The following is a 19,712-nucleotide window of genomic DNA, read 5'->3' on the forward strand; positions in this document are numbered from 1 at the left end:
CCATACAAATTTGTTTAAGCCTGTGCTTGTTGGGAGTGGGTAAGGCGTTTAAGTGATTGTTGTTTCGCTGTTTGCTCTTGAATATAGTTCGTTAATTCGACGGTCATTTCGTACCGTAAGAAAGGGGTGATCAAGTAAATGCCATTAAAAAGATCGAGGGCTGTATCGATTAGTGATTTCGCTATACTGAGTCCTTCTGTCTGGGCTTTAGCTTTATCTGTGCCGGCGAGCTCCATTTTTTCAAGGACATCCGGGGCGAGTGTTATTCCTGGTACTTCATTGTGTAGAAATTCGGCATTGCGTGCAGTTATCAATGGCATGATACCGATGTAAATCGGAGCGTCAATATGCTTGGTTGCCTCGTATACTTCAATGATTTGTTCTTCATTAAAGACCGGTTGGCTGATAAAGTAATCGGCTCCGTATTTGATTTTTTTCTCAAGCCTCCCGACGGCACGATTCAAATTTCGAACGTTTGGATTGAAGGCAGCAGCCACAGAAAACGATGTGCTTTCACCTAGAGATTTTCCTGAAAAGGAAATGCCTTTGTTCATCTGTTTGATGTAATGGATCAAATCAAATGAATTCAGGTCATATACGGATGTTGCGCCAGGGAAGTCACCAATTTTTGTAGGGTCTCCAGTGACTGCCAGTAATTGACGGATCCCGAGGGTATGCAGCCCCATTAAGTGAGACTGTAAACCCAGCAGGTTACGATCACGGCAGGCGATGTGAACAAGCGGGTCGATGTCGTATTTTTCTTTAATGAGTGAAGCCATTGCCGTGTTGCTGATCCTTGGCGATGCAAGAGAGTTATCGGCAAGTGTAACCGAATCTACCCCTGCTTCCTGTAAGGCACTGGCTCCTTGGAAAAAGCGTTCTGTTTTTAACTTTTTCGGAGGATCGAGTTCTACGATAATAGAGCGTCCATTTCTGGCTTTTTCATGAGGGTGTGGACGGTCATCTTTATTCTCAGATTCTTTCACCTTGGTTTTCTCTTTAAATGGGAGGATTTTCTCCTCAATGGGTTGTTTCCCTTTTACTCTGGCGGTGATGGCTTCGATATGTTCAGGTGTCGTTCCGCAGCAACCGCCGATTAATCGTGCCCCTTGTTCGTAAAGGGATTGGGCGCTTTTTTGGAAGTAAGTCGGATCCGTCGGATAAACGAGTCTGCCATCCTGATAGGCTGGTAAACTGGCATTCGGATACGCAGAAAGAACCGCATGTTCAGGAAGGGGGACTTCTTCCAGTGATTGGATAGTGTGATAAGGGCCAAGACGACAGTTGACGCCAACCACATCCGCTCCTAATTGTTCAAGTTGCTTTAAAGCATCAGGCAAAGAGGTTCCGTCCTGTAATACACCTGCTTCATGCATCGAAACTTGGGTAATGATAGGCAGACTGGTTTCTTTTCTTGCAATCTTCAACACAGTGGATAATTCTTCAAGATCGTAGTAAGTTTCAAGAAGCAAACCATCTACTTCTTCGAAAAGGAGACAATAGAGTTGCTCTCGGAAACTGCGTTTAATTTCTTCGAGTGATATCGCTTGTTTCTTTGCTCCACGGACGCCTCCGATGGTACCTACTACATACTGGCCGCTGTCTGCTGCCTTCTTCGCAAGCCGGACAGCGGCTGTGTTGATTTCTTTTACTTGATCCTGTAGGTCGTAGCGTGCCAGTTTAATATAATTGGCTCCGTATGTGTTTGTCTGTATGACATCTGCGCCAGCATTGACATAGGCACGATGCACGTTTAAAACCTCTTCAGAATGAGAAAGATTCAGTTCTTCAAAACACCGATCAACGCCATAAGAGTAGAGGAGGGTACCCATCGCTCCGTCACCAATCAACGTCTGGCGCTGTAAAGATTCTCGCAAATTCATGATTTAACCCCCTGTCTGTAAATAGGCGTGGGTTTCGATTTTTTCAAGAGCCTGTTGAAAATCCCTGATTAAGTCGTCCGGATTTTCAAGGCCAACCGATAGTCTTAACAGTCCATCCGTAATGCCGCGTTTGTTTCGTTCTTGTTTTGGCATAGATGCGTGTGACATTCTGGCCGGATAGGAGAGAATTGATTCGACTGCTCCAAGACTTACCGCATATACCGGAAGTTCCACATGTTTGGTGAACTGTCTGACAGATTCTTCATCTTTCAAACGGAAAGAAAGGACGGCACCAGCACCTTCTGCTTGATAGGTTTGAGTGGAATTTCCTGGATGGCAGCTGAATCCTGGATAATAAACGTGTTCGACAAGTGGATGATTGCTTAGATTTTCTGCAATTTTTGCTGCCGATGCAGAAGATTGAGTGATCCGACAGTGTAATGTTTTCAAGCCGCGAAGCACGAGCCAACAATCGTGTGCGCCAAGAATAGATCCAAATGAATTTTGTAAAAAGCCAAGCTGCTTTGCAATTTCAGTGTTCCGTGTAGCAGCAAGGCCAGCGACGACATCACTATGTCCAGCAATGAATTTTGTTGCACTATGCAGAACGAGGTCGGCTCCAAGGTCTAACGGCCGTTGAAGCGCAGGAGTCATGAAAGTGTTATCAACGAATGTCCAACAGTTATGGGCCTTAGCTAATTTAGTGACCGCACGAATATCGGTAATTTCTAATGTCGGGTTGGACGGTGTTTCGATATAAATCAATTTTGTATTTGGCTGGATGGCTGTTGCCACTTCATGGAGGTCTGTCATATCAACGAAGGTGTGATCGATTCCAAAACGCCCGAGGACATCATGAATCATTCGGAAGGTCCCACCGTAAACGTCCTGTGTAATGACGACATGATCCCCTTTGGATAAAAGCATGAAGGCTGTCGATATGGCTGCCATTCCAGAAGCAAAGGCATAGCCGTTTGTTCCGTTTTCTAGACTGGCAATCGTATCTTCCAGTGCTTTTCGGGTCGGATTACCGGAGCGGCTGTAATCATAGTCTCCTGGGTTGTCAAAATCTTGCTGGTGGAATGTGGAGGCTTGTTGAATCGGAACACTGACAGCCCCTGTCTGCGGGTCAAATTTATAATCACTGTGCAAAAGGCGTGTTTGCAAAGAATGATCAGTCATCGTACAGATTCCTCCTTTGGTAATTGAGATAGCGCATATTCAAGGTCCTGAAGCAGATCATCGATATGTTCGACGCCTACTGAAAAACGGAGAAGACGGTTGCAAACACCATAACGAATGCGTGTTTCTTCAGGAATATCGGCATGGGTCTGTGTGGCAGGATAGGTGATGAAGCTTTCAACTCCCCCTAAACTTTCAGCAAAACTGATGAGATGTAAGTTTCGCAAAAACGGGTCGATGCCATCCTCTGACTTGAGTCGGAAAGAGATCATACCACCTTTTCCGGGATAGAAAATATCGGTCACTTGCGGATGGTCTTCTAAAAAGGCAGCGATCCTCTTTGCATTCTTCTCATGTTGACGCATCCGGAGCGGCAGTGTTTTCATCCCACGCATAACAAGCCAAGAATCAAAAGGAGAAAGAACAGCTCCAGATGTATTTTGGTGGAAGGAGAGCTTTTCGCTTACTTCCTTTCCTTTACTGACAACAACCCCTGCCAGGACATCATTGTGTCCGGCTAAATACTTCGTTGCGCTGTGGATGACAATATCGGCGCCCTCTGAGATAGGTTGCTGGAGGATGGGTGTATATAACGTGTTATCAACGATCAGGAGTAAATGATGAGCTTTCGCAATTTTGGATATTTGCTGAATGTCAGCGGTGTGCATCAATGGGTTTGTTGGTGTTTCTATATAGATGGCATTTGTTTGTTCATTGATATAATCATGGATATTTTGTAGGTGATTGCTGTCACAATAATGGAAGCGCAGATCGTAACGTTCTTCCATATGTTCAAATAAGCGAAATGTGCCCCCATACAAATCTTCAGAGACAATGATTTCATCTCCTTTTTTAAAAAGGGACAAGGCGGTTTGGATGGCCGACATTCCAGAACTGAATGCAAAGCCTGCATCCCCGCCTTCAATATCTGCTATGGCTGATTCGAGCGTCTGCCTTGTTGGGTTTCCGGTCCTTGTGTAATCAAATCCCGTTGATTCCCCAAGGCCTGGATGGCGATAGGGGGTTGAAAAGTAAACGGGTGGATTGATTGCCCCTGTTGGTTCATCTCGTCGGTTCCCGGTTTGTACGAACTTTGTCTCTGTATGTGGACACATAGAAACACATCCTTTTCTAAATTAATAAGTCAGGGAATAAAAGATATATAAAAATAAAAAAAGCCTTCTTGAAGAAGAAGACTTTTGTGTGTACGGTTCTTCTTCTTATCTTCCAAGTTGTCTAAACAACTTGCTGGAGTTAGCACCTTTCTGGAATAGACCAGTGGTTGCTGAGGCTTCGCAGGGCCAGTCCCTCTGCCTCTCTTGATAAGAGATTCAATTGTGATTATTTCTAATTGTTGACTACTCTACACTACTCAGAAAGTTTTGACAATATGATAGAAAGATTTTTACAAAAATTTTTTGAGATGAGCAAATAGCCTCCATCACTTGAGCAGGCTTAGCGGGCCAGGTCTTCTACACAAGCTTCTATGTTGTGTTTACCACATTTGGAGGAATTTGTACGCCATATCCATTCCAATAGAGTCCATCTCTTTCTTATTTGTCCAGGAATATTAGGTTGATTTTTTTCAGAAAGTTTTCTGGATGCTTCTAGGGTCTTGAAGCGCAATAAGGCAAGTGTCCACTTACTTCTTGAGCACCATGTAATCCCATCTTGTTCTAACGGTCATTCGGTTTGAACAAAATCAAGCGTTTTACCCAACACCGTCTGCCCTCCTCCTATCTGTATAGTCCACACCAAACATATTCAACTCGAGATCCTGCGAAAGTTTCTTTATCAGGGCTCCACCTGCTGTACTGTTACCTTTTTCGTCAATGGCAGGACCGATGACTCCAATGCCCATGCGGCCCGGGATGGATCCGATAATGCTTCCGGATACACCACTTTTACAAGGGAATCCAGCTTCTACCGCATAATGACCGGAAGAGTTGTACATTCCTGAAGACATCATGATCGCCTTCACCGTACGCAGGTGATGGGAAGGGATCAATTTTTCATCTGTCTCAAGGTCAAGCCCGCCCTTAGCGAGGAATAAACCCACACGCGCAAAATCGTGACAGCACATCATGACTGAGTTCATACGGAAATAAAGATCGAGCGCTTCTTCAGCGTCTGCGACGAGTGTACCGGTGCTTTGCATAAAGTAAGCGAGAGAACGGTTACGTGCTCCATTTGATTTCTCTGCTTCGTACACTTCTTTACTCATTTTGAGATGATCGTTATTTGTAATTTTTCGAAGGAAGTCCATATAACGGTTAAAACGGTTTTCGACATTTTTTCCTTTAATTAATGCCGAAACAGCGATGGCGCCGGCATTGATCATTGGGTTGAATGGCTTGCTTGTATCATAGGATTCCAGCTGGCTGATGGAATTGAAGAAATCCCCCATAGGCTCCATTCCTACTGTCTGGAATACGCGGTTTTTTCCGAAATCCTGTAAGGCCAGCATAAGTCCGATGATTTTTGAGGTGCTTTGCATCGGAATGTATCTGTTATTGTTCCCTGCTGAAAAACAACTGCCATTCGTAGTTATTATGGATACCCTGAGGTCATCTTTAATAGTTTCGTCATAGCCTGGGAGGCTCAAATTCACTTTTCCTGAAGCAGCATAAGGGCGGCTGTCTTCGATGGCTTCTTCAAGATAATCATTGGTCAGTTCTTTCATGTTTGGTCTCCTTTTATTATTCATTTGGAAAGGATAAACGATAAACGATAAACAAGTAGAAATTCTATGATCATGGTTTCTATTTACCCTTGTGCTTGAAGAAGGTAAACCACGTAGGTTTAGTGGGAAAGAAGCTCACAATAAAATGGCAGTTCTCACCGTGAGAACTGCCATTTCTTTTATTACTCTTGTTTTAAGTAGCGACGGTCTTTCAAGAAGAGGCGCCAGAACAGGAAAAAGGCGGGGATGAGAATACCGAAGCCAACAGCATAGACGATAAGCATTGGGTAGAAAATCTCTTCATTTGTAAATCCGTCTGTCACCGTAAGGTCCGGATAAATTAAATAAGGGAGATGGGCAGCTCCGTAAGCATATATGGCGACAGCATACTGGAGTCCAATCATAATGACCGCTGGACGGGCAAGACCCCGGCGTCCTTCTTTTGTTCTGACAAACAAAAGCGCATAGCCGATCAGGAAGAATAACAAAGAAAAACCAAAAGCCATCCAATGCTGTTGGATATTTTCAACAATCCACGAGGCTTCTTCGGGAAACGTCCCAATTGTCAGCATAGCCACTGCGATGCTGACCGGTCCAAGCCATAGGGAGTGGTTGCGGAATGTACGGTAGGCAGACCAATCTTCCGCCTCTTTAGCGTAGTCCATCAGGAAGATGGAGGAGATGAACAGTTCTGTCGATAAACCGAATAAGATATGCATGTACAAAGTGGGGTGGATGAGCAGCTCCCCATATTGTAATCGGGGATAATCATTTTCGAAGCTGACAAACCCGCCTAGTGTAATCGGTAATATACTGACAAGCAGGGCAGGGATAATTAATCCTGTAAAACCTGAGGTCCATCTTAGAAGGTCTTTGTATTTGTCTGCATGGTGTTGGAAAACCATGAATGTTGTTCTAATGGTCAAAAGCAAGATGCCAAGACCGACGGGAAGAAGAAGGATACTGCTTAGCAGTGTGGTCGCAAATGGAAAAAAGGAAACAACAGAAACGACAAAAATGACGAGAAAGACATTCGTCACTTCCCAAGTCGGAGAAAGGAAACGGTTGGCAATCTGGGCTGCGCTCTTTTCTTGGTTTTTCCCATAGATCATTCCCCAGAAGCCGGCTCCAAAATCGAGGGAGCCGAGAATGGAGTAGACGAAAAGCAGGCTCCACAAGATAGTGATGGCTAATGTTGATGCTTCCATAGATTCTTTCGTCCTTTCTGGAGTGCTGGATAGGGAAGACTCTTACGCTTCCCGTAAGTTCAAGTCTTTACTGGCCGGATGGCGTTTGAAGTAATAGCGCATCACAAACCCGGTAACAAAGAGCAAGGTGATATACAGGGTCATGAACAGATAGAAAAGGAAGCCGACACTGTGCGATTTGGTTGCTGCGTCGTCTGTACGGAGAACTTCATTAATGGTCCAGGGTTGTCGTCCGATACAGCTGAAGCACCAGCCAGCTTCAATCGCAAGCATAGCGAGCGGCCCGCTGGCGACAAGTACGGCTAGCAGCCAAGGAGGAAATTCTTTTTTCAAGGCATGTTTCCAAAACAAAGCTATTAATGAGACTAGGATAAGGATAGAACCAATCCCCACCATCACATTGAAAAGAATGTGGATGTAGAGTGGCGGCCAAAGTTCTTCAGGGAATTCGTTTAGCCCCATCACCTCAGTATCAAGTCTGTCTCCAGCGAGAAAACTGAGAGCATAGGGTACTTCAATGGCATATTTCACACGCTGATCCTCAAGAGAAGTGTAGCCTCCGATCGATAAAGGGGCGTAGGACTGGGTTTCAAAAAGCCCCTCTGCTGCTGCGAGTTTGCGCGGGTTGTATTCATGCAGCATTTGAGCTGTTTCATGGCCGTTGATGGCCGTTGCTAAAGACGTAAGCGCACCGAAATATAGGGCGATGGTGAGTGCCTTTTTGTGATACGTACGTTCGGCTTTTGAAATTTTTTTACGCAAGAGGCGGAGAGCAGCAATAGATGCCACGAGAAAAGCGACGGTCATATAAGCCGATAGTGTGACGTGTATAGCGGTAACACCAAAGCTTGGATTAAAGAAGGCAGCCCAAGTATCGACGTCCGTCACTTCGCCGTCTGGTGTAATGTTGAAGCCTGCCGGTGTGTTCATCCATGCATGCACATCCGTAATTAAAATAGCGGAAGCTGTCGCTCCGAGCGCGACCGAAATAATACTCACTAATCTTAATGTCGGGGGCAGGCGGTCGGCTGCGTATAAATAAATCGACATGAAAACCGCTTCAATTAAAAAAGCAAAAATCTCCATTTGAAATGGAAGAGCAATGACTTGTCCGACAATCTCCATAAAGTCCGGGAATAATAGGGAAATCATAACACCTACAATGGTGCCTGAAGCAATCGAGACCGCTAATAAAATGGCAAACCCCTTCGTCCACCTCTTGGCCATCAGTGCGTAATCAGGGTCTTTTTTTATAAAATGTAAGACTTCCGCAATGATGATCATCACAGGGAGACCAACACCAATTGTGGCATAAATGATGTGGAATCCGAGCGATGTTCCAAATAGGGCACGGGCCATTACGACTATATCCATTGATCTCCACCTCACAGACGAATTCAATACCTCGCTTATTCTCCCAATGTGGTGGTGGATTATTCGTTAGGAGGAATATTTTTTCTACCAGAACCATATATTCATCAATCGCAAATGATTGAATCTGCCCATTTTCTTCGCAAATTGAGAAATGGCACTTGGCTTCTGGTGAAGCCTGCCTAAAAAGGGATTCGATTTCTTTTTGGTTCGCTTCGTTATCGGTTGTGCGGCTGACCCAGTCTTGAAAAGGCATCCGTTTTTTGCGTGTTAGACTATTCTTAATGGAGAGGCCATTTTTGATAAATAGTTGTTCCCACTCACTGATTTTGAGTGCGCGGACATGGCTGTAGTCACGCTTTTTTTCGAAATGGTTGTAGAACTGATCGAGTTTCTTATCTTCTGGGGCGATATTATCAATCAGCAAAAATTTCCCTGTTTCTTTTAACACTCTTGTCACTTCCATAACGAATGTATCTGGTGAGGGAAAATGATGGGGTGCGATGCGACAGGTGACAATATCGAAAGTTTTCTCAATAAAGGGGAGGCCCTCGGCATCTGCAATGATATATTCGATATTCTTGTAAGAAGACAGGTGATAGGCTGTGTTTTCCAACATGTCTTTCGTGAGATCTGTAGCAAAAACTATCCCGCAGTAAGGACTTAAAGCTCTACTTACATGACCACCGCCGGTAGCGATGTCAAGTGCTTTCTGGGCGGGAGTAGGGGTAAGCCACTCTACTATGGCCTCGAGATCGGATTGTTTTCGATGCGTGGCACTATCCACATAAGCCTGCTTATTTTTCGAAAAAACTTCCTTTACACGACGCTTCCATTCATCGGACATGACCATTCCTTCTTTCTAATTTTTATTAAATCCATGTGTTCCTCTTCAGGTAATCTTCCAAACCCCTTGACAACATAGCAAGATAACCTGTCATTGAGTTTTTTCCAATCCTTTAGATGTTCAAAAAGGTTGATATGTCTATATCCTTATTGTAAGGGGGGGAAAGTGGTTTGTGATAATATCGATTTTTTATAGGAAGTGATAGGAAAAGGTTTTGGATGTATATTCTTTATGAAAATGGGCGAGGATGAGGGCAGAAGGCTTTGACATACAAAAAAATACATTGTACCATATGGAGAAGATACGTATAGTTTCGTTGACGAGAAGAGTAGGCTTTTATTCCGGGCTGAAGAGAGTCGCTGGCTGGTGGGAAGCGATGGCGGATAAGGGTTGAAGATCATCTCTGAGAAGTTCTGCTGAAATGATCCAGAGTAAGCAGGACCGGTTAGCGGCCGTTATCCGTTATGTGAACCGAGAGCCGTGTATAAGAAAAAGTGCACGGAATATGGGTGGTACCGCGGAATAATATCCGTCCCTGTTTAATTGCAGGGGCGGATTTTTTATTTGGTTTAGATATTGGGCTGAGGTGAAGGAGATAAAAAACACGAGGAGCGAATCGATGTTGTCTTTATGTGAAGTCGAGGGAAGTCTCACTAGCCGTTAGGGCCAGAACCGGATGAAGGGGAGGTCACCTGCAAAGGAATAAGTTTCTAATTCATTTTTCTATACAAAAAATAAAAGGGTAAGAGGTGGAAGAAATGCGCAGTGTCAATACGAAAGAAGCGGCTTTAGACCGCGAAAATCGTGTAAAAGATTACTGGAATAGAGAAGACGTCTTCCGTCGTTCCATGAACGAACGCGAAGGCGCAGAAACATTTGTTTTTTATGAAGGACCGCCGACAGCGAACGGCCTCCCTCACGCAGGTCACGTGCTTGGCCGTGTGATTAAGGACTTTGTCGGACGCTATAAAACGATGCAGGGCTATCAAGTTCTTCGTAAAGGCGGCTGGGATACACATGGTCTGCCGGTAGAACTGGAAGTAGAGAAGCAATTAGGTATTTCCGGGAAGCAGGAGATTGAAGAGTATGGTGTCGAGAAATTCATCGAAAAATGTAAAGAAAGTGTCTTCAATTATGAAAAGGAATGGCGTGAATTCACGGAATCTATTGGCTACTGGCTTGACATGGATGATCCATATGTAACGCTACAAGATCGTTATATCGAGAGTGTCTGGTACATCCTGAGTGACCTTCACAAACGGAACCTTTTGTCTAAAGGTCACCGTGTTACTCCATACTGCCCGAGCTGCCAGACAACATTAAGCTCCCATGAAGTAGCGCAAGGATATGAAGATGTCAAAGATCTTTCCGCAACAGCGAAATTCAAAGTGAAAGGTTCTGACAATGAATTTTTCCTGGGTTGGACGACAACGCCATGGACACTACCGGCAAACGTAACGCTCGCCGTTCATCCCGAACTTGATTATATCAAAGCGAAAAAAGATGAAGAAGTGTACATTGTTGCTGAAGCTCTAGCGGAAAAGAACCTAGGCGAAGAATACGAAGTCCTTTCTAAACATAAGGGTAGTGAATTCAAAGGTGTCGAATATCACCCTCCATTCCCATACGTGAAGCCAGAGCGCGGTCACTTTGTGGTTGAAGCTGGGTTTGTTAACGCTGAGAGCGGTACAGGTGTCGTTCACATTGCCCCTGCCTACGGTGAAGATGACTATAACCTAGTGAAGGAAAACCAGCTGTCCTTCTTTAATGTTGTGGATGGTCAAGGGCGTTATACGGAGGACATCCCGCCATTTGAAGGTCGTTTCGTTAAAGATTGCGATGTAGATATTGTTAAATACCTTGCCAATGAAGGGCTCCTTTTCCATAAAGAAAAGTATGAGCACAGCTATCCGCACTGCTGGCGATGTGACTCTCCATTGCTTTATTACGCCATCGAGAGCTGGTTCATTAAGACGACTGAACTGAAAGATCAGTTCATTAAGAATAACCAAGAAGTTGCATGGCATCCAAACCATATTAAAGATGGCCGTTTCGGTAACTTCCTTGAAAATATGGTGGACTGGAACATCGGTCGAAACCGTTTCTGGGGAACACCGCTTCCAATCTGGATGTGTGATTCTTGTGACCATCAGTATGCCCCACATAGTAAAGAGGACCTTCAGGAAAAAGCTATCGGCGATATCGGTGATGTAGAACTTCATAAGCCATATGTTGATCGTGTCCAAATGACGTGTGAAAAATGTAATGGCACAATGAACCGTGTACCGGAAGTAATTGATGTCTGGTTCGATTCAGGTTCGATGCCATTTGCCCAGCAGCACTATCCATTTGAAAATAAAGATCAGTTTGAAAAGCAGTTCCCAGCAGATGTCATCTGTGAAGGAATTGACCAGACACGCGGCTGGTTCTACAGCCTGCTTGCGGTATCTACGTTGTTTACTGGGAAAGCACCATACAAGCGTGTCCTATCTACTGGGCATATTTTGGATGAAGAAGGCCGCAAGATGTCTAAGAGTAAAGGGAATGCATTGAACCCTACAGATCTGGTGACGAAATTTGGAGCCGATGCTTTCCGTTGGGCACTACTTGCTGACAGTGCCCCATGGAATAATAAACGTTTTTCTGAGCGAGTGGTCATTGAAGCTAAATCGAAAGTGGTCGACACGCTCGTAAACACACACGGTTTCTATACTCTTTATGCCAACATCGATGGCTATAAATTTGATGAAAATGAAGAAGGCGAAAAGACATTGCTTGATCGTTGGGTTCTTTCCCGCCTGAACAGTGTCACTGGCGTCGTTGCAAAAGCGCTCGATGACTACGACTTTACAAAAGCAGCGAAGGCTCTTGAAAAGTATGTAGATGAAGTGAGTAACTGGTACATTCGTCGCTCCCGTGACCGTTTCTGGGAAGAAGGAATGACAGAATCTAAGAAAGCGGCTTACCACACCCTTCATAAGGTGTTGACCCAACTGAGCCAGTTGATGGCTCCATATACACCGTTCCTTGCAGATGATATTCACCAGAACCTTACAGGTGAGAGTGTGCACTTAGCGTACTTTCCGAAAGTAAATGATTCTGTTGTGAATACACAGCTTGAAAAAGATATGGATGCTGTTCTCCAAGTGGTGGAACTTGCTCGTGGAGTGCGTAACACAGAGTCAATCAAAACGAAGCAGCCGCTATCTGAATTGGTGGTCATTCCAGTCAACCCAGATCAAGGTAAAGCTCTGGAGGAGTACAGCAACATTATTCGTGACGAAATCAACGTCAAAGAAGTTGTCGTGAAGCAATCTTCTGATGACCTTGTCCGCTATGAGGTGAAGCTGAACTTCCGAGCAGCAGGACCTGTTCTTGGTAAAAATGTGGGCGTAGTTAAAGGATATCTTGAAAAACTTTCAGATGCAGAGGCAGCTAAAGTCGTTCAAGACGAAAAAGTCGTCGTACCAACGGGAGAGGGCGAAGTCGAAGTGACAATGGATCTATTGAACGTGGAGCGTGTCGCTGATGCTGGGTTGTCCATGGGCTCAAATCAGGACTTCCACGTTGTATTGGATACAACCATTACGGAAGAGCTTCGTCTAGAGGGCCTTGCTCGTGAAGTCATCCGTGTGATCCAGGATGAACGTAAACAACAGGATCTCCCAATCGATCTTCGTGTTGATATCGCACTTGCCGGGGATGCGGATGTGAAGGAAGCCATCAAACAGAATGAACAATTAATCCGTGAAAATGTGCTTGTTAAAGAATTGACTGTCGGTGATAAGGAAGAGATGAAAGAGTATACAGTTGGTGACCACCAGTTGAAACTTGCTCTTCAGAAGTAAAGAGAAAGACTTGGGTGTAGAGGCGCCCAGGTCTTTCCCTTTTTCTTAAGGCAGCCGCCACCGATACCTTTCCGGAAAAAGAAGAACAGAAGCTATACCCTTGGAGGCAGGGGAGGGTGTGATTTATCTTTAGTAAATTTAACTACAACGTGAAAAGACAGGAGGTTAACCTATGTTTAAGAAGATCGCGAGTGACGCTTTAGGCTTAAGTGATATTGGTAAGATTATAAAAAAAGAAGATTTCGATAAGGCGCAATCGGATGATTTCGTTTTGACGGAGGATGGCGAAAAAATATACTTCCTGATCAAGTCGAAAAGTGATGAGTATTGCTTTACGAATCGGGCACTCATCCATCTTGATGGCGACAAGGCAACGAGTAATAAACGGTATATTTACCGTTATGATTATTATCAGCATCCGATCAAAAACGTGTCCGTAGAAACAGCAGGAACGATTGATCTAGACTTAGAAATTAAATTTCATATTGGGGACCATTATTTGAGTATTGATATTGCCAAAGACGAGGGGGAAGCCATTGCCGATTTGTATAAATCACTTGTTGCGATTTCCCAAATTCAAGAGGAAAATGATCGCATGTCCGCTTTCGCTAAAGACAGTATTGGTATAGCGCAGAATCTGCTTCATGATAATCGTTTTCATGAGAGTGATCTATCCAGAGAGTTTAATGAATCAGCCAATTTCGCTTATGATTGGTTCAAACAAACGTACAAAGAGAACACACGAAAAGATTTTGATGATGTGTTTGAAAAGTATATTCAAAATTAAAAAGAGAGGGACGGGGCAGTATAGGCTCCATTCCTCTCTTTTATTATTCTTTCTGCGAATCTGGGCCTGGGAAATTGAGCGGTCTCCTCACTCTTTACTCATCTGATCTATTTATTCCAATGGTTTGGTTGTTCTTTTAAAAAAGCCCAATCAATAAAAGGTCTGATTGGGCGAATTCCTTAATGAGTTTCAGATTCTTTTAACTCATAAAGGGGTACTTTCTGTACAATGTTCGGTTGATCCATGGGGTGGATACGGGCCATTTCGTTTCGCTCAATGACTTCTTCGATGTAAATTTCACGGTCTTCATGCATAACGTGAATCATGTCTTCGGAATGGAAAATTTCTTTTGCGCGTTCTTTGTTCATTTGATGACGACCCTCCTTTACTTCTAATATTCGCTGGAGGGGATAGAAGTATTCTTTTAGCAGGTCACATTCCGTCAAGCGGTTACATGTTCCCCATAGTTCGGTTATTTTTATCTGTATATAAGGAGCAATTGTTTGAATGAAATCCTTTGACTGGAGAGTGAGGCGCTTTTCTAGAGAGCTATGTTCGGACAAGCATTCGGTCAAGTGCTTTTTTTGCATCTGTGGCCACAGAACGGTCCACTTGAATCAGATTTTGAGGTTGTCCTTCGGCCAGCGATTCTAGTGACCAGGCAAGGTGTGGCAGATCGATCCGGTTCATCGTCAAGCATGGACACATTCTCGGGTTTAACGAAATAATGTGCTTGTCAGGATTCTCCTGAATGATACGCTTTACGAGGTTCATTTCAGTCCCGATTGCCCACTGACTTCCAGGTGGTGCCTGTTTAATTGCATTGATGATAGAATTGGTGGATCCTGATATATCGGAAAGTTCTACGACCTCCCGGCTACATTCTGGATGGACGATAACTTTCATTTCAGGATAATCCCTTCTGACCTGTTCGACATTTGTTACTCTAAAGTTCTCGTGTACAGAGCAGTGTCCTTTCCACAAAATAACTTTTATGTTGTGCAAAGGGCCTTTATATAAAAGTTCTTCCATGATCGGATCCCAGACGGCCATTTGGTCAAGCGGGATTCCGAGGTCGTAAGCCGTATTCCGTCCAAGGTGCTGGTCAGGAAGAAAAAGAATTCGCTCTTTTTGCGTGAAGGCCCAATTCAACATGTCGGCTGCGTTCGAAGAGGTAACCGTGGCGCCACCGTTTTTACCGACAAACGCTTTGATGGCCGCTGTCGAATTCACATAGGTAAGTGGAAGGATGGTGTCTTCAAACATATCCATTAAGTACTGCCACGCTTTTTCGGTCTGTTGAATGTTTGCCATATCAGCCATCGAACAGCCTGCACGCATATCCGGAAGGTAAACGTGCTGATCAGCTTGTGTCAAAATATCAGCGGTTTCAGCCATGAAGTGGACACCACAGAATACAATAGATTCCGCATCTTGCTGAGATGCAGAAAGCTGGGCCAGCTTTAACGAATCACCACGCGCATCGGCAAATTGAATGACTTCATCCTTTTGATAATGGTGACCAGGAATAAAAAGTCTTGAACCGAGCTCCTTTTTCACACGTGACACCAAGAGCCTAAGGTCGGCAGGACTCATCTTTCTGTACGTCTCTGGAAGGGTACTTTTTTCAATGGTACTAAATAGGTTCATTATACTTCCTCCTTCATTGTGGTCACATCGGCGCTAATATCAAGAGACTTGGCGGAGTGGGTTATAAAGCCGAGCGAAAGGTATTGAATATCAAGCCCACGGTAATGGGATAAAGACTCGAGGGTGATACCGCCAGAGGCCTCTGTTGTGATCCAAGGTGGGACCAGTGTGGTCAAATGTTCGATTTCGTCTGGTTCGCGGTTATCGAACATAATGATGTCTACCCCCGCTTCCACAGCTTCGACAACTTGAGCATCCGTCTCGGTTTCAATTTCAATCTTTACGGCATGGCCGGTTTGTGCTTTCACTGCTGAGACGGCCTCTTTTATAGAGCCGAAAAAGGCAATATGATTATCTTTTAACATAATGGCATCATAAAGGCCGAATCGGTGGTTAAAACCACCTCCTGTGCGAACGGCGTATTTTTCAAAAATACGGAGCCCCGGTGTTGTTTTCCGGGTGTCACAAATTCTAATGTTGTCATCAGCTAAAGTATGGACAGCTTGACTGGTCAGGGTTGCAATTCCGCTCATTCGTTGAATTAAGTTGAGGATGACTCGTTCTCCCTTTAGCATCTCACCTACCGGACCCTCTACCGTGGCGATCCGCTCCCCAGGATGCACCCATTCCCCATCATTGGTGTGAATGGTAATGGAAATGGACGGATCAAGAAGCTGATATCCTTCCCTAATGATCTCTCCGCCACAGAAGATACCCTCGTCTTTTGTAGTGAAGCTCATGATGCCCTTTTGACTTTTGGGGAATATAAAATCACTGCTGTAGTCATGGTCGCCAATGTCCTCTATGAAAAATTCTTTGAGTTTTTGTTTACGTTTGAATTGGTTCATTCGTTCTCCCCATTTCTATTGTTTTTTTTCTAATTGTCTGCTTGTTTAGCCAGACTGGCTCTTCTCTAGGAAAATCGCTTCGGTAATGTCCACCACGGCTTTCCTCTCGTTCAAGTGCAGACTTTGTAATCGACCATGCCGTTTGTAACATAAGGACCCTTGTCATTTGTTCGAAAGTGAGCAAGCTAAAGTCATAGTGATTCCACTCATGAATCTGAAAGGACTCCAGCCACAGGAGTTGGTCCATTAACTGCTCTCCATTTCTGACGATCCCGACAGATTCCATCATGCGCTTCTGAATTTCCTTCTTAGGGGGAAGGGGGAATGAAAAAGGAGGGCGTCTTGTTATCGTCCCCGAGGGTATAACTGTATCCAATGGCGCTAGATTCAAGTGTTTAGCAAGCCTTCTACCGAAGACAAGCCCCTCCAAAAGAGAATTGCTTGCTAACCGATTGGCTCCATGGACACCTGTGCAAGCGACTTCCCCTACGGCATATAATCCTTCAATCGTCGTTCTTCCTGTCCTATCGGTTTTTACCCCTCCCATGGAAAAATGACAGCCAGGTGAAACTGGAATGAACCCCAAGTCTACGTCCACTTTGTTGGACTCGCATAATTTAGTAACCGTGGGAAATTTCGTTTGGAAATTTTGTATAGGACGGACATCCAGAAACACTTCCCTTCCTTTCTTTCTTTGTTGATGAATTGTTTGGGAAACGATGTGCCTTGGTGCGAGCTCTTTCAAAGGGTGGACAGTTTCCATAATTCTTTCTCCTTTACTGTCGATAAGAATAGCTCCTTCTCCACGTACGGCTTCAGAAATAAGTCCTCTTGGTCCTTCGTTTAGGGATAGGAGGGTCGGATGGAATTGGATGAATTCCATGTCCGCCAGTTCTGCCCCTGCCAAATAGGCGAGCGCTATCCCGTCCCCTGTGACGGTCGGTGCGTTTGATGATGACGCATAAAGCTGACCGCAACCTCCTGTCGCAAGAACCGTATGAGGGGCGTGGAATTCATGGACATCTCCTTCTTCATCTTTACTTTTGACCCCATAACATCGTCCTTGTGCATTGGTTAGTATTTCAAAGACAAAATGGTTTTCGCGAATTTGCACATGATCCGGAAGGTTGGTTTGTAAATAATTGGTAATTACCTTTCCTGTTTGGTCCCCACCGCCGTGAACGATACGGGAGTGAGTGTGAGCCCCCTCATTTCCGAGGGATAAGCAATGATTCGAATCATAATCAAATGTGCATCCTTGATCGGCAAGATTTCTGATAAGGGAAGGGGCCTCCTGAGTCATCATCAAAGCCGCTCGATGGTCATTGATCAATCGGCCGGCCAGGATAGTATCGATGAAATGATAAAAAGTCTGATCTTTGTCATCCAGCGCAGCAGCAATACCCCCTTGAGCAAGTGAGGAATTTCCATTGCTAAGGGTGGATTTTGTGAGAATAATCACATTCATGTCCCTAGAAATATGATGAGCAAGCTGTAATGCAGCCACTCCGCTGCCAATAACAAGAATGTCTGTGTGTCGTATCACGGGATACACCTCCTTTTGGATATGCATATGTATTTACACATATATTCACACATTGTTAAACTATTGACAAGTGATTTGTGAGAAAAAAGGGGAGAGGAAGAATATGAAGGGGTATTTTGATTATGCGGCCACTTGCCCAATAGACAAGGATGCACTTAATGCTTATGTCCACGCGGCTCAACATTATTTTGCGAATACACAAAGTTTGCATGATAGAGGAACACAGGCGGATGATTTGCTTGAACATTGCCGGGAGAAGGTGGCCCGGCTGATTGGGGGAAATAAAGAAGGAATTTATTTTACAAGTGGAGGAACTGAAAGCAATGAACTGGCCATCGATGCTCTAATGAAAGCTGGAGAAGGAAGGAATATCATCACTACAGAGGCGGAACATTCCTCGGTACGCAACCTCCTAAAGCTCTATGAACAGGAAGGCTGCAACATAATCAATGTCCCCTTGTTAAAAAATGGGACTGTAGACACAGAAGTGGTAAGGAGAGTGATTGATAAAGACACGATTTTTGTTTTGATACAACACGTCAATGCGGATATTGGATCGATTCAACCCATCCGGGAAATTTCAGAAATTTGCCGTCAACAGGGAGTACTCCTTCATAGTGATTGTGTCCAGTCATTTGGGAAGGTGGACGTTTCCGAAATATCCCCGTTCGTAGACAGTTTATCGATCAGCAGTCATAAAGTCTATGGACCGAAGGGAGTGGGGGCGGTTTACATTTGTCCTTCTTTATCTTTTTTATCAAGGATTCCAAATGGAACACATGAAAATGGGAGGAGGCCGGGAACAGTTAACATCCCAGGTATCGCCGGATTTACTGTGGCTGCAGAAAAGATGATCCGGGAGATAGACAACCATCAACAAATAATCTTCCGATTGAAGAAAGCCTTTTTAAAAGAAGGAGAGTGGGAAGTGGTTGGAGAGGTGGACCAGCAACCGGTTCCTATCCTGGGAATTTTATTACCGCATATGGAGGGGCAGTGGGCTATGCTGGAAGGGAACAGGCAAGGGTACCATTTTTCCACAGGGAGTGCTTGCCGTGAAGGTAAAGCTGAACCATCGGGTACATTATCGGCTATGGGGTATGAATGGGATGAAGCGAAATCTTTTATTCGTATTTCCTTCAGTCATCACCAAACAGAAGCAGAGGTAAAGGAACTGGCAGCGTTTTTAAAAAAAGGGATTTAAGATGAAAACAGGGGGGCCCCGAGTGCCATCTTCATGTCTTCCCAGGCCCAAACACATAGGTTGTCCTTTTCTTACATAGGATGAAGGGACAGGGAGGGGGGATTGACTTTGGGCCTGTTCCATGAATTTAAACAATTCACGGTTCGAGGGAGTGCTGTGGACATGGGGGTAGGAATGGTTTTGGGAGCGGCTTTCAGTGGCATAATTGAATCTCTTGTTACGGATATTCTGCTTCCTCCAATTGGTCTTTTGTATTCTAGAATGAACTTTGAGAATATGTTTATCAGTCTAGATGGATCCTTCTATCCTTCTCTCACTGCCGCTAAGGAAGCAGGTGCAGCAACGATTAATTATGGTCTCTTTTTAACAGCTTCCGTCCGATTTATAATCATTTTGTTCGCTGTTTTTCTTGTCGTTCGGCAAATAAATAGATGGAGGAAACCTCACCAACACCCTCTACATGGGATGACAAAAAAAGAGTGTCCATACTGCTGTATGCCGATTCCTACCCAGGCTGTCATCTGTCCAAATTGCGCTTCATCCCTTGATACACCTTCCTCAGCTCAACAAACCAAGCCTAAGTGGCGAATAAAATCATAAAAAAAGGCGAACTCCTCTTTGGGTCCGCCTTTTGCTGAATCTTTATTACCCGTCC

At 44.5% G+C, this 19,712-nt stretch carries 15 protein-coding genes, 1 riboswitch and 1 other annotated feature; of the genes, 4 read left to right on the top strand and 11 right to left on the bottom strand.

All coding sequences use genetic code 11. The annotated features are described in order from the left end of the window. Positions 1-14: 14 nt before the first annotated feature. The 7 genes from BLW54_RS17145 to BLW54_RS17175 form a co-directional block, all read right to left on the bottom strand. Entirely contained in the window at positions 15-1,883 is a 1,869-nt protein-coding gene (locus BLW54_RS17145) for a bifunctional homocysteine S-methyltransferase/methylenetetrahydrofolate reductase (protein WP_035511042.1), read from the bottom strand. Between the two features lie 3 nt (positions 1,884-1,886). Next, positions 1,887-3,065: a cystathionine beta-lyase gene (gene metC / locus BLW54_RS17150; protein WP_035511043.1), complete on the bottom strand. Its 1,179-nt coding sequence runs from the start codon at positions 3,063-3,065 to the stop codon at positions 1,887-1,889. Further along, positions 3,062-4,180 (bottom strand): methionine biosynthesis PLP-dependent protein, encoded by a 1,119-nt coding sequence (locus BLW54_RS17155; protein ID WP_074736049.1) that lies wholly within the window; start codon positions 4,178-4,180, stop codon positions 3,062-3,064. The genes metC and BLW54_RS17155 overlap by 4 nt, the downstream gene beginning before the upstream one ends. Before the next feature lie 102 nt (positions 4,181-4,282). Continuing rightward, positions 4,283-4,394, bottom strand: a riboswitch (SAM riboswitch). Positions 4,395-4,776: 382 nt separating this feature from the next. Next, positions 4,777-5,748 carry a glutaminase A gene (gene glsA / locus BLW54_RS17160; RefSeq protein ID WP_035511048.1) on the bottom strand — a complete coding sequence of 324 codons (972 nt, stop codon included), beginning with the start codon at positions 5,746-5,748 and terminating at the stop codon, positions 4,777-4,779. Positions 5,749-5,930: 182 nt separating this feature from the next. After that, positions 5,931-6,956, bottom strand: coding sequence for a cytochrome d ubiquinol oxidase subunit II (locus BLW54_RS17165; RefSeq protein WP_035511049.1), 1,026 nt, complete (start codon positions 6,954-6,956; stop codon positions 5,931-5,933). A 42-nt stretch (positions 6,957-6,998) separates the two neighbouring features. Beyond that, positions 6,999-8,276 (bottom strand): cytochrome ubiquinol oxidase subunit I, encoded by a 1,278-nt coding sequence (locus BLW54_RS17170; protein ID WP_231622439.1) that lies wholly within the window; start codon positions 8,274-8,276, stop codon positions 6,999-7,001. Further along, on the bottom strand, positions 8,194-9,174 hold the full coding sequence (locus BLW54_RS17175; RefSeq protein ID WP_074736051.1) for a class I SAM-dependent methyltransferase: 981 nt from the start codon (positions 9,172-9,174) through the stop codon (positions 8,194-8,196). The genes BLW54_RS17170 and BLW54_RS17175 overlap by 83 nt, the downstream gene beginning before the upstream one ends. Positions 9,175-9,481: 307 nt before the next feature. Then, positions 9,482-9,714, top strand: a binding site (T-box leader). Positions 9,715-9,932: 218 nt separating this feature from the next. Here BLW54_RS17175 and ileS point away from each other — a divergent pair. Further along, positions 9,933-13,022, top strand: a complete 3,090-nt coding sequence (gene ileS, locus BLW54_RS17180; protein ID WP_074736053.1) for an isoleucine--tRNA ligase — start codon at positions 9,933-9,935, stop codon at positions 13,020-13,022. A 172-nt stretch (positions 13,023-13,194) separates the two neighbouring features. Next, complete coding sequence (locus BLW54_RS17185) at positions 13,195-13,809, top strand: PH domain-containing protein (protein ID WP_035511054.1); 615 nt, start codon at positions 13,195-13,197, stop codon at positions 13,807-13,809. A gap of 179 nt (positions 13,810-13,988) precedes the next feature. Here BLW54_RS17185 and BLW54_RS17190 read toward each other — a convergent pair whose 3' ends face one another. The 4 genes from BLW54_RS17190 to nadB all read right to left on the bottom strand — a co-directional run bounded on the left by BLW54_RS17190 (position 13,989) and on the right by nadB (position 17,853). Continuing rightward, entirely contained in the window at positions 13,989-14,177 is a 189-nt protein-coding gene (locus BLW54_RS17190) for an H-type small acid-soluble spore protein (protein ID WP_035511056.1), read from the bottom strand. Between the two features lie 181 nt (positions 14,178-14,358). Next, complete coding sequence (nadA, locus tag BLW54_RS17195; protein ID WP_035511058.1) at positions 14,359-15,459, bottom strand: quinolinate synthase NadA; 1,101 nt, start codon at positions 15,457-15,459, stop codon at positions 14,359-14,361. Beyond that, positions 15,459-16,307 carry a carboxylating nicotinate-nucleotide diphosphorylase gene (gene nadC / locus BLW54_RS17200; RefSeq protein WP_035511060.1) on the bottom strand — a complete coding sequence of 283 codons (849 nt, stop codon included), beginning with the start codon at positions 16,305-16,307 and terminating at the stop codon, positions 15,459-15,461. The genes nadA and nadC overlap by 1 nt, the downstream gene beginning before the upstream one ends. Further along, complete coding sequence (nadB, locus tag BLW54_RS17205) at positions 16,288-17,853, bottom strand: L-aspartate oxidase (protein ID WP_316245393.1); 1,566 nt, start codon at positions 17,851-17,853, stop codon at positions 16,288-16,290. Before nadB ends, nadC begins: the two co-directional genes overlap by 20 nt. Before the next feature lie 103 nt (positions 17,854-17,956). Here nadB and BLW54_RS17210 point away from each other — a divergent pair, with 103 nt between their 5' ends. Beyond that, the gene (locus tag BLW54_RS17210) at positions 17,957-19,057 is read left to right on the top strand and encodes an IscS subfamily cysteine desulfurase (protein ID WP_035511064.1); all 1,101 of its coding nucleotides are present in this window, start codon (positions 17,957-17,959) and stop codon (positions 19,055-19,057) included. Between the two features lie 102 nt (positions 19,058-19,159). Beyond that, complete coding sequence (mscL, locus tag BLW54_RS17215) at positions 19,160-19,657, top strand: large conductance mechanosensitive channel protein MscL (protein WP_231622437.1); 498 nt, start codon at positions 19,160-19,162, stop codon at positions 19,655-19,657. Positions 19,658-19,712: the final 55 nt, after the last annotated feature.

This window comes from Halobacillus karajensis, from assembly GCF_900108515.1.
GTDB lineage: Bacteria > Bacillota > Bacilli > Bacillales > Halobacillaceae > Halobacillus > Halobacillus karajensis.

Coding starts and splice junctions, on each gene's coding strand:
- BLW54_RS17155 (WP_074736049.1), bottom strand. CDS start 4,180: ATGTGTCCACATACAGAGACAAAGTTCGTACAAACCGGGAACCGACGA.
- BLW54_RS17185 (WP_035511054.1), top strand. CDS start 13,195: ATGTTTAAGAAGATCGCGAGTGACGCTTTAGGCTTAAGTGATATTGGT.
- ileS (WP_074736053.1), top strand. CDS start 9,933: ATGCGCAGTGTCAATACGAAAGAAGCGGCTTTAGACCGCGAAAATCGT.
- BLW54_RS17210 (WP_035511064.1), top strand. CDS start 17,957: ATGAAGGGGTATTTTGATTATGCGGCCACTTGCCCAATAGACAAGGAT.
- BLW54_RS17175 (WP_074736051.1), bottom strand. CDS start 9,174: ATGTCCGATGAATGGAAGCGTCGTGTAAAGGAAGTTTTTTCGAAAAAT.
- nadC (WP_035511060.1), bottom strand. CDS start 16,307: ATGAACCAATTCAAACGTAAACAAAAACTCAAAGAATTTTTCATAGAG.
- BLW54_RS17145 (WP_035511042.1), bottom strand. CDS start 1,883: ATGAATTTGCGAGAATCTTTACAGCGCCAGACGTTGATTGGTGACGGA.
- metC (WP_035511043.1), bottom strand. CDS start 3,065: ATGACTGATCATTCTTTGCAAACACGCCTTTTGCACAGTGATTATAAA.
- BLW54_RS17165 (WP_035511049.1), bottom strand. CDS start 6,956: ATGGAAGCATCAACATTAGCCATCACTATCTTGTGGAGCCTGCTTTTC.
- BLW54_RS17190 (WP_035511056.1), bottom strand. CDS start 14,177: ATGAACAAAGAACGCGCAAAAGAAATTTTCCATTCCGAAGACATGATT.
- nadA (WP_035511058.1), bottom strand. CDS start 15,459: ATGAACCTATTTAGTACCATTGAAAAAAGTACCCTTCCAGAGACGTAC.
- glsA (WP_035511048.1), bottom strand. CDS start 5,748: ATGAAAGAACTGACCAATGATTATCTTGAAGAAGCCATCGAAGACAGC.